The organism is Streptococcus sp. 23.2, from assembly GCF_016648665.1.
Lineage (GTDB): Bacteria > Bacillota > Bacilli > Lactobacillales > Streptococcaceae > Streptococcus > Streptococcus salivarius_E.
In genome coordinates this window covers 31,429-47,538 of sequence record NZ_JACLQJ010000010.1, presented here as the reverse complement: position 1 = coordinate 47,538, position 16,110 = coordinate 31,429, and the positions used below count along the sequence as shown (strand labels likewise).

Here is a 16,110-nt window from a genome sequence, read left to right as displayed (position 1 = left end):
TATCCTCTTTATCTTTTATTGTAGACAAAATAGAAACCATCACTAATCACACATTTATCTGAGGAGATATCTATGTCACAAACAATCTACGACACAACTCCTATGCGCCAAGTCTTCAAAGAAGGAACATGGGATGTCAAATTATCCTTTCTGGTAATGGGATTTGCAAACTTGGTTAACAAACAGTTTACCAAGGGATTGCTTTTCCTCCTTTCTGAGATTGCCTTCTTAGTAGCATTCGTTATCCAAATTGTCCCAGCTCTTCAAGGAATGCTTACTTTGGGAACTCAAGAACAAGGTGAGGCCGTTAAAGAAGTTAATGGCGTTAAACTTACAGTTCAGGTTGCTGGAGATAATTCAATGCTTATGTTGATTTTTGGACTTGCCTCATTAATCTTCTGTGCAGTCTTCGCTTATATTTACTGGTGTAATCTTAAGAGTGCTCGTCATCTCATGGCTCTCAAACAGTCTGGACGTAAAGTTCCTAACTTTATCGAAGACTTCAAGACCTTGGCTGATGGCCGTTTCCACATGGGTCTTATGACTGTCCCACTGATTGGAGTTTTGCTCTTCACAATCTTGCCTCTGATCTACATGATCTGTTTGGCCTTTACTAACTTTGACCACAATCACCCAGCACCTAAATCACTCTTTGACTGGGTTGGTTTCTCAAGTTTTGGTGAAGTTTTACAAGGTCGAATGGCTGGTACTTTCTTCCCACTTTTGACTTGGACCTTGATTTGGGCCGTTGCTGCAACAGCAACTACTTTCTTCTTCGGTATTGTCCTTGCCCTCTTGCTCAACACTAAGGGCCTTAAATTCAAGAAAGTATGGCGTACACTCTTTGTTATCACTATCGCCGTTCCTCAGTTTGTATCACTTCTTTTGATGCGTAACTTCCTTAATGACCATGGACCTTTGAATGGTTTGCTTCAAACCTTGCATATCACTAATGGACCTATTCCATTCTTAACTGATCCTCTCTGGGCGAAGTTATCTATTATCTTTGTTAATATGTGGATTGGTATTCCATTTACAATGTTGGTCGCAACTGGTATCATCATGAACTTGCCAACTGAGCAGATTGAAGCAGCTGAAATTGATGGAGCAAGTAAATTCCAAATTTTCAAGAGTATCACTTTCCCACAAATTCTCTTGATTATGGCACCATCATTGATTCAACAATTCATCGGTAATATCAATAACTTCAACGTTATCTACTTCCTTACTGGTGGTGGACCTAAAAATTCTGAATACTATCAAGCGGGTTCAACTGACCTCTTGGTAACTTGGCTCTACAAACTGACTGTTAGCGCTAAAGACTATAACTTGGCATCTGTTATCGGTATCTTGATTTTCGCCATCTCTGCAACATTCAGTCTCTTGGCCTACACAAGATCATCTTCATTCAAGGAAGGGGCTGCTAAATAATGAAACGTAAGAAAAATCTTTACCTAACTGGTACTTATATTCTATTGACAGTTCTAGCTGTTATCTGGTTGATTCCTATTATCTGGATCTTCCTTACAAGTTTCCGTGGTGAAGGAGCCAATGCGGTGCCTTACTTCTTCCCTAAGACTTACACATTTAATAACTACATCAAACTGTTTACCAGCGATGCTTATCCATTTGGAAAATGGTTCATCAATACCTTCATCGTTGCCACATGTACATGTATCCTCTCAACTTTGATTACCGTTGGGATGGCCTACTCACTTAGCCGTATTAAATTCAAGCACAGAAATGGCTTCTTGAAATTGGCACTTGTACTTAACATGTTCCCTGGTTTCATGTCTATGATTGCGGTCTACTATATTTTGAAGGCCCTTAATTTGACACAAACCTTGACATCTTTGGTTTTGGTTTATTCTGCTGGGGCAGCACTTGGTTTCTACATTGCGAAAGGTTTCTTTGATACCATTCCTTACTCATTGGATGAATCAGCAATGATTGATGGGGCAACTCGTCTTCAAATCTTTACCAAGATTACCTTGCCACTTTCTAAACCAATCATCGTCTACACTGCCCTCATGGCCTTCATGGGACCTTGGGTAGACTTCATCTTTGCATCTGTTATCCTCGGTGACGTTAAAGATAAATATACCGTTGCCCTTGGACTCTTCCAAATGCTTAACCAAGACGCTATCAATGAATGGTTCCTTCCATTTACCGCAGGTGCTATTATCATCGCCATCCCAATCACTCTTCTCTTTATCTTCATGCAGAAATACTATGTTGAAGGTGTAACCGGCGGATCAGTTAAATAATAAAGGATAAAGGATAAATGATATGACAACTCTTAAACTGGATAAAATTTACAAAAAATACCCAAATGCAACTCACTACTCTGTTGAAGATTTCAGTATCGACATCAAAGACAAGGAATTCATCGTTTTCGTAGGTCCTTCAGGATGTGGTAAATCAACAACTCTCCGTATGGTTGCTGGACTTGAAGAAATCACTGAAGGTAAACTCTATATTGATGGTGAAGTAGTTAATGACAAATCACCAAAAGACCGTGACATTGCCATGGTATTCCAAAACTACGCACTTTACCCTCATATGACTGTTTATGAAAATATGGCCTTTGGTCTTAAACTTCGTAAATATAAAAAAGACGATATCGACAAACGTGTGCGTGAAGCTGCTGCTAGCCTTGGATTGACTGAGTTCTTAGATCGTAAGCCGGCAGACCTTTCTGGTGGTCAACGTCAGCGTGTAGCTATGGGACGTGCCATCGTTCGTGATGCTAAAGTCTTCCTCATGGATGAACCTCTCTCAAACTTGGATGCTAAACTTCGTGTCACTATGCGTGCTGAAATTGCTAAAATTACTCGTAATATTGGCGCAACAACCATCTATGTTACTCACGACCAAACAGAAGCCATGACTCTTGCTGACCGTATCGTTATCATGAGTTCTACTAAAAATCCTGATGGTTCTGGTACTATCGGTCGTATCGAACAAATTGGTACACCTCAGGAACTTTACAATGAACCAGCCAACAAATTTGTTGCTGGATTTATCGGAAGTCCTGCTATGAACTTCTTCAATGTTAAGGTTGATGGCAACCGTATCACTAACTCTGAAGGCTTGGATATTGCAATTTCTGAAGGTCAAGCTAAAATCTTGAAAGAAACAGGTTATCAAGGCAAAGAAGTTATCTTTGGTATCCGTCCTGAAGATGTTTCAAGCCGTCCAATCGTTCAAGAAGTATATCCAGATGCCAATATAGATGCTGAAGTCGTCGTTTCAGAGCTTCTTGGTGCAGAAACAATGCTTTACCTAAAACTTGGAGGAACTGAATTTGCTGCCCGTGTTGATGCGCGTGACTTCCACAATCCAGGTGAAAAAGTAAACCTTACTTTCAGCGTTGCAAAAGGTCATTTCTTCGACGCTGAAACAGAAAGACGTATCAGTTTGTAAGATAAAAAAATCAGCTCAAGAGGGCTGTTTTTTTGTATGGCATGATCAAACTACCTTTTAACATTTACTTCCTGACACTCACTAAACAACTCTCTCAATCTATGATATAATATCCCTTGGCACCTCGACACCGCCTACGAAGGGAGGTGAGTTTGCCTATGATGGATTTACTATTCAAAACTATCATCGGACCTATTGTGGTCGGTGTTATCCTTCGTCTGATCGACAAGTGGTTAAACAAGGATAGATAGTGCTAAAAAAGACCCCGAGCTTATGTGGATGTTAGCTTGGGGTCTTTTCTTGCCTATGATATAGACTTACTATTCAATACAGGTGTATTATGTCATAAAAGCTTAGAATTGTCAAGAAAATAGAGTATCTAGGAACTAGTCTTTCTTCCCAGTCTCTTGATCCTTTTTATCTTCATCAGTCTTATTTACAGCTGCTTTAAATTCGGCTAGCATTTTACCGATGGATTGGCCGAGTTCTGGCAAGCGTTTAGGACCAAATATGAGGAGGGCTCCTAGGACAATAATGATAAGTCCTGGGGCTCCGATATCACGTAGAATTCCCATGAGATTTCCTTTCTATTTATCTTTATATTTTCTTTGTTTACGTTTATAAATGAGCTTACTTAGAGTTACGCTAACTTCATAAAGCAAGATTAAGGGTGCCGTCATGGCCAGGTCACTGATAAAGTCAGCTGGTGTTAGAATGACTGCCAAAACCAAGAGAATAAAGTAAGCATAGCGTCTATAGTGTGTCAGAAAAACTGGTGTTATTATGCCGATAGATGTCAAAAAACTCACAACTATGGGAAGTTCAAAGAGAACAGCCAAAGGCACTGTCGTATGCAGTAAGAAACTAAGGTAGTTCTGTGCTGTAATTTGTGTATTAAAGAGCCCTTCGCCTAGTTTTAAAAGTACTTCTAAGATAGCTGGACTAACAAAATAATAACCAAAAGCCAAACCCAATACAAAACAGACAAAAGTTGCTGGGATATAAGCAAAGATAGCACGCGCTTCATTGTCCCTCAAACCTGGTTTCACAAACTGCCAAATCTGGTAGGTGGTGAAAGGCAAAGTGACCGTAAAAGCCATGAGACTAGCCAAGTTAATGTAAATCCAAAGAATATCGTTAGGCCCTAGAACTAATAAAGGCTTGTCAAATCCTCTGGTTAGATAAGCATAGAGTTGCCCAGCAAACAACAGAGTAATACAAAAAACTAGGAAAAAGCACAACACTACTGCAATGAAACGTCTCCGAAATTCCACCAGATGCTCAACAATAGTCATCTCATCTTTATTTCTTGCCATGCTGTTTCACCGTCACAAAGACAACAATAGCAATAAAGATAAGTTGTGGAATCAAGACTTCCCAGCTTGGATAGATACCAGCCCAATCAATGGTTGGGAAACCACTAATCAAATGATTAGACATCATATTAGTCAACTGAAGGGCATGAAGACTGACACCGAGCATCTTGAAGGCCAAGGCATAAATCAACCAAGTCAAAATAAAGAAAATGCGGTGTGGTTTAATATAGTGACTCGCTTTAGTCATAGCCACAGCAATGATAACAAGAACTGCAATGGCTGAAGCAATACCAATCAAGAAATTAGCTGTCGTGATACGTGGGACAATACCGACATAGAAAAGTATAGTCTCGGCACCCTCACGAAAGACAGCCAAGAAACTGAGTGCAAACATGGACACAAAGCTTCCAGTAGCCGTCACCGTCTTCATCTGGCGGTCCATAAAGTCATTCCACTGTTTGACTGAAGACTTGCGATGGAGCCAAATTCCAATCAGAATCATCATCGCAACTGCAAAGATACCAACGCCACCTTCAATAATTTCACGGTTAGCCCCCGAGGTCACAGCTGGAAAGACAACTTGTAAGATAACAGCTATAACTGCGCTGGCAAGAACACCAGCAATGGCTCCGCCATAAACCCATTTGAGTCCCTTACGCATCTTGGCTGCCTTAAGAGTTGTCACAAGGGCCATAACAATGAGGAGGGCTTCAACCCCTTCACGTAAGAGAATCAACATGGCATCAAAGGCATTATAAGAAGCACTTGTATCAATAGCAGATAGGTCTGTGATCAAGGCTTGCAGTTTGTCCTGATAAGCTTTTTCTTTTCCCTTAACCATGATAACAGGTGTTTCACTTTCCACGCGCGTATAAAGGCTTGGATTAGTTGTGCTTACATCGCCTTCAATGGTTGGCCAGATAGTGATGAACTTCTTCATAGTTGCCGCAGCCGTTTTGTCATCACCTGCTTGGAATTGACCTAGAGCCTTTTCCAAGAGCTTAATACCATCTTTTAGGGTTAAACTTGAGCTTGTGCTATCAAGAGGGACACCCTTGATAAAGTCATCAATCCCACCCTTGAGATCATCATAAGATGACTGGATGCTGGTGAAATCAGTAGGCTCCGTCTCAATGCTACTTCGCAAAAGTGAAATGGCCGTCTCAATCTTGCCGTAGTAGGCAGTACTGTGGTCACGGACAACAGCTTCATTTCGCGTCCAAGCATTATTTAATTCACTGTAAGTTTTGCGTGTTGCAGTCAGGTCTTTGGCCGTAATGGCATCCTGTAAGTTTTTGAAATAAGGCTCTAAGCGTGTTTCAAGTTTTTCCTTTTCGGCATCTAAATCAACAGGATTTTGCTCTTTCTCAAATTTAAGAAGGGCTGACGAAATGGAGGTTAGGTCCTCTTCTGTCACGTCACCTTTAATATCAAGAGCCTTGCTAACTTTTTTACCAGCCTTGGAATCGTGATTTTCTTTTGTTTCGAAATCAGTCTTAATCTCAGCAACCAATTCCTTAGCTTTTGTTTGATCTTTATTTTGAACAGCTGTTGTGGCATCTGTAATTTTGATATAGAGGTCACTATATGATTCAGCAGCTACTGGATAGGTCCAGAATAAGGCTAAAAGCCCAAGTAAAACGAGGAGTTTATTCAAAGAGTGCTTGACCAAGGTAGCCTCCTTTCTCCACGCCAGCAAAGCAAGCAAAGAGCCCACTTCCGATATGGGTGATGTACTCGTTCATCTTGTCTACAGCACCAAGATTAGTCTGAATTTTAACAAAACGGTCTGGATCCTTCTGGTAGGCAATGAAAATCAAACCTGAATCAAACTGGCCAGTTCTCTCATCAATGCCATCTGAATAAGAATATGAACGACGTAAGATAGGAAGGTCTACTTCTTTAGCCAAACGGACATGCGAATCTACAGGAAGTTTAGATAAATCTACTTCATCAAACTCATCTTTCTTACCAAAGGGAGCGCCTGATTCCTTGTAACGACCAAAGGTGTTTTCCTGCTCTTGCAAATTAGTACGATCCCAAGTTTCAAGGTGCATCTGTACCAGACGAAGAGCCATATAAGAACCACCCTTCATCCAATCTTTACTATCAGTCCAGACAACCTTATCGAATTCCTTTTCTGTCGTAACATTGGCAGTACCGTCCTTGAAACCAAAAAGATTTCGAGGCGTTTCCTTGCGGTCTCCGATAGCTGCAAACCCTGATTTGCTCCACTTCATGGTGATTTTATTACGACCTTTACGAATCAGATTGCGGACAGCGTGGAAAGCTACTTGTTCATCGTCCGCACAGGCTTGAATCACGATATCACCACCCATATACTTGTCCTGCAACTGCTCCTTAGGAAATGGAGGCAAATCGCGGAAGAGCTTAGGACGTTTGGATTCTAAACCAAGTTTTTTAAGAAAATCAGCCGAAACTCCAAAAGTCAGACTCAGGCGATAGGGGTTGAGTCCCACCGTTTCGCCTGTATCCGTAGGAGGCAAGAGGGCATTAGAACCGTCTTTTTTGACTAACTCTCCTTCGACCAATTTACTACTATAATCGGTCCAGTCTTTAAAAAGCTGGATGACTTCTTTTTTATCGGTTGTATGAAGATCTAGCACCACCAAGTAGCAAGCCTTCTGCATAGGAGTCGTAATCCCAGCCTGGTGCTTGCCAAAGAAGCTAATATCTTCATCACCATCATAAGCCTTTTTACTTGAACTATCCTGATTAGCGAAAAAAGCAGATGCACCAGAAAGACCAAGCGCAAGCCCTGCCCCTCCAATACCTGCTTTTTTAAGAAATTCACGACGGTCCATTTTTTGATCTAAAAATTTTTCGTCAGTCATTTTTCTTATTTCCCATCTAGGATAACACCCATTTGTGATAATGGTTCACCAAGTTTAGTTACAGCTTCGGCCAATTCCTTAGTATCTGCCTCACTCAAATCTGTATAAGACTTATAGTTTTTCTCATCAGTCATGTGTTTGTCCAAAAGACCATTCACATTCTTGAATTCAGTTTCCAGAGTCTTAACAAGTTTAGCATCTTTCTTTTGGATCAACGGCTTGAAAAGTTCAAAGATTTTTTCTGCCCCTTCAATATTGGCACGGAAGTCGTAAAGATCAGTGTGTGAGAAGACCTCTTCTTCACCTGTAATCTTTTGAGTGGCTACTTCGTTCAAAAGGTCAACAGCACCCGTCAGCATGATATCTGGAGTAACTTTAACAGTTGCAATTTTAGCTTTGAGTTCCTTAATATCGTTAACCAATTGATCTACATAGGCAGCCGTACCCTCTGTCGTGTTATCTTGCCACATGATACATTCGATACGGTGGAACCCTGACCAACCGTCTTCTGATTTATTTTCGTCCATGTAATCAACCAAACGGTAGTCGATTTTCACGTCAGACTCACCAAAGCTTTCTGCAATCGGTTCTGAACGCTCGTAAGCCATACGAATCAATGGGTATTGTTTCTTAGCTTCTTCAAGATTTCCTGACTTGAGGGTTTCACTGAATCCTTCAGTATCTTTCAAAAGCTGATCAATTTCGCCTTCTACGAAAGTCTTATAATCACTTGTGGCCTGCTTCAATTGCTTTTGCTCACTGGCTGTGAGTTTTGAGCTAGTTGAACTTGAATGACTTGAATTACCAGATTTGGCACAAGCCGTCAATAAAAGTCCTGATGCCAAAAGAACAACACCAAGTTTGCTAAGTTTTTTCATGAATGTCTCCTATTTTCAAGATAGTGTTCGACATTTGTCGTTATATATGTGAATCGTCGTTTTAACATTAATAAAGAACGAACGATGATAAGTCAATAATGATCTCTCGTATGTAAGAGAACATATCTAAACTAACAGAAGAAACCAGCACTGTCAACGGTTTTAGGCTATTTAAGAACTATTCTAAAGAGCAGATAAGAATGATTCTAAATAAGAAAACAACAGGAAATAACCTGTTGCTACTTATTATTTTGTACGACGTTTTCGAAGGAATCCTAGGCTAAGAATGCTTAGAAGACCTGCTAAAAAGAGTCCACGATTTGTCTTTTCACCAGTGGATGGCAGTTGTTTATCAGTCTGACGACTAGCTTCAGTCTTAGCCTGACCATTGTCACGATTAACAAGTTCAGCATCTCCAACAAGGTCCTCTTTACCTGAAGCCTTGACATTTGCTTTAGTTGCCTCAGTATCTTTACCACCAAATGACCCGGTCTTTTCAGAAGGCTGATCTACTGCCTCAGTTGGCGTCTGAGCATTAGTCAAACGAATAATAGTCGCTGTTAGTGGATCCAAGGTCAAGATATGATTGTTGATTGCAACACCTGATAACTCACTAATTCCAGATAAATTGACTTGACTGCCATCTGCCAAAACCAGATAAGATAGGCCATTTGTAATCTTGCTCAAATCAAACTGACGAGCCTTGCTATCAGCATTGACATAGACAAGGTAACGGTCTCCATTCGAAGCAACAGTTTGGTATCCCAATACCAAATCTTCTTGAGCGACATTGTCCTGACCAGGAACTGTCAATAGCGTTAGACGTGCATCTACATCTGCTTTTGATTTGAAATTGAAGGCATCTGTCGACTTACGTAAGGCGATCAAACCTTTGGTAAAGGCGCGAGTTTTCGTATTTTCTGGGAAGGCCTGGCTATCAGTTGCTTTAGTCCAATCAAAATGATTGACGGCATCACTAGAATCATAAGAATCATGGATAAAGTAAGGATAGTCAAATGGATTGCCCTTTTCATCCACTAAGAGATGTGACTTATTCGGCACCTTGTCCTCAGACACAGGATAACGGTAGGCAGGATCACGGAACTGTTTGGTGCGGCCGTATTCCTGACCAGAGTGAATAAATGGTGTTCCCTGAGCAGTCAATACCATGAGGTTTCCTAGACGCAAGCGACGATGAATTTCAGCATTATTCTCAGGCTTGCTTGGATCCTTCTTGATTGATTGGGCGATGATATCAAAAAGGGTCAAATTATCGTGAGCAGCAATATATTGAATCACATCACCTGGAGAATCAGCCTCGAAGTTAGTTGGTTGTGCCTTGATATTGTCAAAGACCTTATTAATATCACGTTTGCCACCTGTGATAAAGGCAGGTGTCCCCTCGTTTGGATAACCTGATTTGAGGGTGTTTCGAATATCGTCTGAAAATACAGCTACGGTATCTGTGTCTTTCATCCAAGACTGATCGGCAGGCTGAACAGGGCTATTTTCATCGCCAGTATAAGTCACCCAGCCCTCACCAAGCATAATAAGGTTTGGATTAAGGGCACGTGCAGCATGGTAAGCTTGCTCGATACTTTCAGCATCATGGTCACCCATCATATCAAAACGGAAACCATCCACCTTGTACTCCTTAGTAAGATAAGCAATCGAATCAACCAAGACACGACGACTCATATAGTGAGTCGTGCCTAGACGACCCCCTCCAAAACTCGAACGAGGAGTACCATCAGCATCCATAAAGTGATAATAATTTGGCTCAAGGTCTTCAAAAATAGCTGTCTTGGCTGTATGATTATAGACTACATCCAAGATAACGCCCATACCGTGGGCATGAATAGCAGCAACTAAATTCTTGAATTCTTCGATACGTTTAGCTGGTTCATTTGGGTTTTCAGAATACATGCCCGTCAAAGAGAAATAGTTTTGTGGATCATAGCCCCAGTTGTAGTTACTATCACTTGATGCATAGGCATCCAAACGCTTCCCATTTTGCATTTCATTGACAAAATAGTAGCTTAATACTGGTAAAAGCTGAATATGAGTAACACCGAGATCCTTAAGATAATCCAAACGCTCTGCAAAGGCTGCGAAAGTCCCAAACTGGTGTTTCAATTCAGCTGAGATAGCCTTATCAGAGGTGAAATCTCGTACATGAGCCTCATAAATGATGGCATCTTCTCGAGATTTAAAGTTTGGAATCTTAGCGTAGTCAAGATCTTTTGGTCCATAATTAGTAGGATCTATAAAGGCAGCCTTGGCAATCTTGTGCTCAGGTCCCTTGCTGGCATCGTCACTATTCCAAGCAGCCAAAGACTTAGCATAAGGATCCAAAACGATTACAGACTGATCACCACGTTTAATGCGGTACTGATAGAAATAACCTGTTAAGTTTTCCAAACCAAGATCAGTCGCAAGCAAGTCAGCTTGCCAAGTCCCTCGAGGTCCTTTGCTTAGGGCATGTTCAGCAAGAACCATGTCTTGATTATTCTTATCATAGACAATGATATCTACTTGATCAGCACTTGGTGACCAAAGTGTCACATGTGCCTTAGTACCATTCTCTTGAAGACGGGCACCCAATTCACCATCGTAACTGTAGAGCGCATCCTTCAATTGCCAACTCTCAGACGTTTTAAAACTATCATTGCCCAAAGTGACCTTGTAAGGCAGATTTTCCGCAGCAAAATCACCTGTTAATGTAGCTTTTTTGAGTTTAGCATCCAACTCAAGCTGTTTAAGAGTTGCACTGTTACCATCCTTGTCTGTCACCTTTAGGTCTTTGAGAATGTCCTCAGATGAGACCTCGTCTAAGTTGGTGAAGCTAAGTTCGATTTGGCTTGGACTAAGCTGCTGAGCTCCAGTCAAACGCACATCCTTAACAAAATAAGGGTTGGTGTAGACTGTCGTATCAGTATCTCGTACGAAAAGCTGACGAGTTTTTTTCAAGTCACTAAATTTATAATCATTTGGTTGAATTTTCACATCATCTCCTGTTTTGCTCTCATCTAAGAGTAAAAATCCGATAGATTTAGCAGCCTCGGTTAGCGGAATGTCTAAATAAGCACCATACTTACCATTTGGTTGGAAATTGACACCATCAGGCCAATTACTTGGGGCATCCTTTACATCTCCCCAATACCATACAGACTTATTGCCATAGTCGCCATCCGTACGGAAATAATTGATACGAACGTGATCTTGAGGGATAGGTTGATAACTGTAAACTTGAAAATCCTTGTCAATCCAGGCCTCATTCATTTGAGGACTTAGAATTTCAACAGTTTTATCTCCTGAAAGGTTCGTTCCAGCGGCATTATTAATCAAGAAACTAAGCTTTTTAGGTGTTGAAGACAGCTTCACATCCGAGTAGACACCATAATCATCCTGTTTGGCTTCTGCAAATGAGGTTGCCCCTGTTGGCCAAGCACCTTTCTGAGATGATGGCGTCTCCACATCATCCCAAGTCCAAAGCCCAAGTGATGCCTTATCTGGACTTGGTAACTCTTGGAAATGCAAGCGAATAGACCCGTCAGCAATAGGTTCCTCAGATGCATTCGTAAGAGGTTGACTATTGTTAGTACTTACAGTTTTTGGCGTGTTTTCGCTAGTTTCAGTTAGCTTGGTAGTCTCAGTAGGACTAGTATTTTCTTCTGAAAGAGAGACTGGCTCATTTGCCTTGGACACTGTGGCATTCTCAGCTGCTACAGGAGCTGTTGGCGTTTCAGTTACTAGACCACTGGTGGTAAGACTAGAATCAGCTGATTCTACCTGTGTACTTGAGGCAGGTGTTGACACTACTTCTTCTGCCTTGACTCCATGAGTAGCAGCAAAGCTCAAAAAAACAGCTCCAATGGTTACAGAAGCCAACCCTAACTTGTACTTGCGAAGACTATAACGAAGGACTTTTTCGTCATTAGTTTGAGTATTCCTTTTCATACTAACTCCTTTTTGTTAACGTTTTCATGTTTTTTAATATACCATTTAGATTAGATTTATGCAAGCGTTTTCTCTGCGAGATTATTAAAAAGAGAGAACCATCAGATTCCCTCGATTTATTAATTATATATCAGATTAAGCAAAGATTGAGAAGAATGGTGCACCAAGTTTAGTATCCATTACATCTCGACTCTGAACACCGTGAATGTAATCCAAAGAATACCAACCATTGTTATTGGCGTTAGTTAAATTGAATAAATTTGTATTTTAGTATAAGAAAGCTAATATGTAAATTAGTTTCCTTCATATCTATAGAGGACATGACTTGAAGAAGACAACTTGATAAATTCATTTTTTAGCACCATATCACTTATAAATCCATCGAAGTTTATGTTTTGAATAAAAAGCGGTTCAGGCTTATAAACGACGATTACGTGGAGCAAGAGCTGTCTCACCAAGGTTGAATCCGTCTACAGTATTGTCTACATAGTCTACATAAACGTGAGTCGTATAGTTACCAATGAGATTCTTATGGTTAACAGTCGATACATTGATTTCAGTATGTGTTCCAGTAGGTGCCGTATTGTACCAAGAAAGGTTTCCTTGGTTGCTTTCTGACCATACAGCTACACGGATATTCTTAATCTGACGTCCTTGTGGCGCTTGATCAACAACAACTGTAAAACTACCTGCTTCTGAGTTAACATTAGTGATATAGGTTTGCGTTTTAGTCTTAGCATTACGGAATTCAAGAGTTGTCGTTGTCCCTCCTACACCAACTTGTGACCCATCATTTAAAATGTAGTACAAATGAATATTGTACAAGCCTGTTGAGTTTTTATGGTTAGTAGCTTGAACATTTACTGTATAAGTGCCATTTGCTTGGCGTGTCGCTTCATACCAACGAATGTCATCTTGACCATCTTTTTCAGACCAAATAGGCACTTGAACAGTACGAACACCTTTAGGACTATAAACATCACTGATAATGACATCAAAAGTACCAGTATCTTTATTGTTATTGACTACTGAAATGGTACCGACTGGTTTATTATGTTTCACATCCACAATTGTTTCAGTGACATAATGACGTTGGTTGGCATTATCTACGATATAAAGGTCAGCACGGTAATTTCCTAGAGAATTCTTATGCTCACTAGTCTTAATAGTAACACGGTAGCTACCATCAGATTGGCGACTAGCTTTTTGCCAAACAAGATCATCTTGTCCGTTAACTAGACTCCATGATGGAACTAAGACTTCCTTAACCCCATTTGGTGCAACGATATTGCGAATAACAGCATCAAAAGTACCTAAATCAGCATTATTATTTTCAATAGCGAGACTTGCGCTAGGGCGAGTTTGAGTAACTTCTACCACTTTTTCAGTGAGATAGAAACGTTTGTTAGAGTCATCTACAATGTAGGCATCAGCACGATATTTACCAGTTGAATTCTTATGATCCGTTGCCTTGATGGTCACTCGGTAAGAACCGTCGGCTTGACGAGTTGCCTTATGCCAGATAAGGTCATCTTGACCACCAGCTAAACTCCATGAAGGAACAAGAACCTCTTTCAAACCTGTAGGAGCAACAATATTACGAACAACGGCATCAAAAGTACCTGCTGCAGTATTGTTGTTTTCAATTGTAAGGACACCACTTGGTCGAGCATAATCAACAGACACTACTTTTTCGGCAATATAATGACGATTGTTAGCGTTGTCCACGATGTAGGCATCAGCACGGTAATTTCCTTTAGTGCCCTTATGCTCACTTGCCTTAATGGTTACACGATAGCTGCCATCAGTTTGCTTAGTCGCCTTATGCCAAATAAGGTCGTCTTGACCATTTTCAAGACTCCATGATGGCACTAAAACTTCTTTAACACCTAGTGGTGCTGAGATATTAGTGATAACGGCGTCAAAAGTTCCAGCCTTAGCATTATTGTTTTCAATAGCAAAACTTGCTTTAGGTTTCAACTGCTCAGGTGTCTTACCAATGAAGACTTGCGTAGTTGTTCCACCAACACCCGTCAATTGACCATCTTTTTGAACATAATAAAGGTGAATATTATAAAGCCCTGTCGAGTTTTTATGAGTTGAAGCCTTAACGTTTACTGTATAAGTTCCATTATTTTGACGGTTAGCCGTATACCAGATAATGTCATCTTGACCATTAATTTCTGACCAAATTGGAACAGAGACTGTTTCAACACCATTTGGTGCTTTGACATTAGAGATGACTACATCAAAGCTACCAACAGTTGGATTAGTGTTGACAATAGCAATGGTTCCACTCAAATTGCCTTGAGTTGCATCAACCTCAGCACTAGCATTAGCTGTGAAACGTCCTGTATAATCCACGCTGTGGTCGAAGACATGTTTACCTGACAAGAGATTAGCCGTAGCTGTAAACTGCCAAGCACCAGTTTTAGCATTGTAACGCATGTTTTTAGCGCTTGTAGCTGTAAGAGTTGATGATGGGTACTGTGCGACCCAGAAATTTTCAATACCAAATTGAGAGGTTGAGACAGGTCCACGATAGCCTAGATTGTTCTCATCCAACCAGCTAGCACTTGTATAGAACATCAAGTTGTTGTATCCATGCTTACGCATTTCGTTAACCCAAGCTTGAGTGTTACGGTTGATATTTGGAAGCATCTTAGAGTCTTCGAAATCATTAACCATAACAGTGCTCTTTGGAAGGTTAAGATTTTGTGCAGCTTGAATGTAGAAACGAGCCTCGGCACGTGCTTCTTCCTCTGTTGTGTATCGAGAAAAATGATAGGTAGATACTTGAAGACCGGCAATTTGAGCATTGCGAACTTGTGACGTTGCCTTAGGATTATTGTACCAAGTATCCTCAGTCAACTTGACAACGACACCACCAACACCTTGGCGTGCAAGAGCACGATAGTCATCTACACTGATTTCACCATTATGGCTGCTGACATCGATAAAAGTTTTCGGTTGCACCTTAAGAGTTGGCGAAGGAACATCCGTAGAATTCGTTAATTTAGCAGGTGTGGCAACAGCGCTGTTAGGGGCTTCAGAAGCTGTTGAATGTGCAGAAGCGGTCACACTCTCAGAGCTAGCGTTTGAAGTCACTGCTGATGTAGACGTAACAATCGTTGTTGAGTTAGCTACAGATGTTGATGCAGTTGCCGTTGCAGCCTCGGAACTCTGTGAAGCAGGAGACGTAGATACCACTGGAGCACTAGCTTTTGCCACTTCACTCGAAGCTGCGGGTGCTGAAACCGTTGAACTAGGAGTTACAGGTAAGGCTGCTTCACCACCAAAAATCTCAGCCGCTGTCGCAGGTTGATACTGATTCCCTTCAGTAATAGAAGGCGTTTGTGTTACCACTTCGTCTGCTTGAGCAACCTGAGTAGTTACAGCCAAGAGAACAGCCGCACTAGCATAGTAGATAAAATCTTTTGTTCGCATTTAACTTTCCTTTTGCATTTGTAATACTTGAACCATTTTACCACAGAAAAACTCTCGTGGAAAGGGCGTTATTAAAAATTTTCTAAATAAAATAGAAATATTATAAAATTATAAACGCTACTAAAATAGCGACTTATCTTATTTGAAAACCCTTTAACTAACTATTCGTACTTAACACAAAAAATGCAAAGAAATTTACGAGATTTATCTAAAGATGAAAATTTGCGA

At 40.7% G+C, this 16,110-nt stretch carries 11 protein-coding genes; 4 read left to right on the top strand and 7 right to left on the bottom strand.

The window, feature by feature from the left end; translation table 11 throughout:
* Positions 1 to 72 precede the first annotated feature (72 nt).
* The 4 genes from H7T98_RS06550 to H7T98_RS06535 all read left to right on the top strand — a co-directional run bounded on the left by H7T98_RS06550 (position 73) and on the right by H7T98_RS06535 (position 3,677).
* Positions 73 to 1,431 (top strand): carbohydrate ABC transporter permease, encoded by a 1,359-nt coding sequence (locus H7T98_RS06550; RefSeq protein ID WP_195519875.1) that lies wholly within the window; start codon positions 73 to 75, stop codon positions 1,429 to 1,431.
* Positions 1,431 to 2,267, top strand: a complete 837-nt coding sequence (locus H7T98_RS06545; RefSeq protein ID WP_060971766.1) for a sugar ABC transporter permease — start codon at positions 1,431 to 1,433, stop codon at positions 2,265 to 2,267. The genes H7T98_RS06550 and H7T98_RS06545 overlap by 1 nt, the downstream gene beginning before the upstream one ends.
* A 22-nt stretch (positions 2,268 to 2,289) precedes the next feature.
* Entirely contained in the window at positions 2,290 to 3,426 is a 1,137-nt protein-coding gene (locus H7T98_RS06540; protein ID WP_175057147.1) for an ABC transporter ATP-binding protein, read from the top strand.
* Between the two features lie 158 nt (positions 3,427 to 3,584).
* On the top strand, positions 3,585 to 3,677 hold the full coding sequence (locus H7T98_RS06535) for a type I toxin-antitoxin system Fst family toxin (protein ID WP_004182539.1): 93 nt from the start codon (positions 3,585 to 3,587) through the stop codon (positions 3,675 to 3,677).
* 135 nt (positions 3,678 to 3,812) lie between these two features.
* On the opposite strand, the gene H7T98_RS06530 is transcribed toward H7T98_RS06535, so the two are convergent.
* From H7T98_RS06530 to H7T98_RS06500, 7 genes are all read right to left on the bottom strand, one after another.
* Positions 3,813 to 4,001: a twin-arginine translocase TatA/TatE family subunit gene (locus H7T98_RS06530; RefSeq protein ID WP_002890941.1), complete on the bottom strand. Its 189-nt coding sequence runs from the start codon at positions 3,999 to 4,001 to the stop codon at positions 3,813 to 3,815.
* A gap of 12 nt (positions 4,002 to 4,013) precedes the next feature.
* Positions 4,014 to 4,742, bottom strand: coding sequence for a twin-arginine translocase subunit TatC (tatC, locus tag H7T98_RS06525; protein WP_201061534.1), 729 nt, complete (start codon positions 4,740 to 4,742; stop codon positions 4,014 to 4,016).
* A complete protein-coding gene (locus tag H7T98_RS06520; RefSeq protein ID WP_201061532.1) occupies positions 4,729 to 6,414 on the bottom strand; it encodes an FTR1 family iron permease in 1,686 nt (561 codons plus the stop codon). Before H7T98_RS06520 ends, tatC begins: the two co-directional genes overlap by 14 nt.
* On the bottom strand, positions 6,392 to 7,597 hold the full coding sequence (gene efeB / locus H7T98_RS06515) for an iron uptake transporter deferrochelatase/peroxidase subunit (RefSeq protein WP_201061530.1): 1,206 nt from the start codon (positions 7,595 to 7,597) through the stop codon (positions 6,392 to 6,394). The genes H7T98_RS06520 and efeB overlap by 23 nt, the downstream gene beginning before the upstream one ends.
* A 5-nt stretch (positions 7,598 to 7,602) precedes the next feature.
* Positions 7,603 to 8,475, bottom strand: a complete 873-nt coding sequence (gene efeO / locus H7T98_RS06510) for an iron uptake system protein EfeO (protein WP_049546001.1) — start codon at positions 8,473 to 8,475, stop codon at positions 7,603 to 7,605.
* Positions 8,476 to 8,721: 246 nt separating this feature from the next.
* Positions 8,722 to 12,435, bottom strand: a complete 3,714-nt coding sequence (locus H7T98_RS06505) for a pullulanase (protein ID WP_201061528.1) — start codon at positions 12,433 to 12,435, stop codon at positions 8,722 to 8,724.
* 417 nt (positions 12,436 to 12,852) lie between these two features.
* On the bottom strand, positions 12,853 to 15,882 hold the full coding sequence (locus H7T98_RS06500; protein WP_201061525.1) for a GBS Bsp-like repeat-containing protein: 3,030 nt from the start codon (positions 15,880 to 15,882) through the stop codon (positions 12,853 to 12,855).
* Positions 15,883 to 16,110 lie beyond the last annotated feature (228 nt).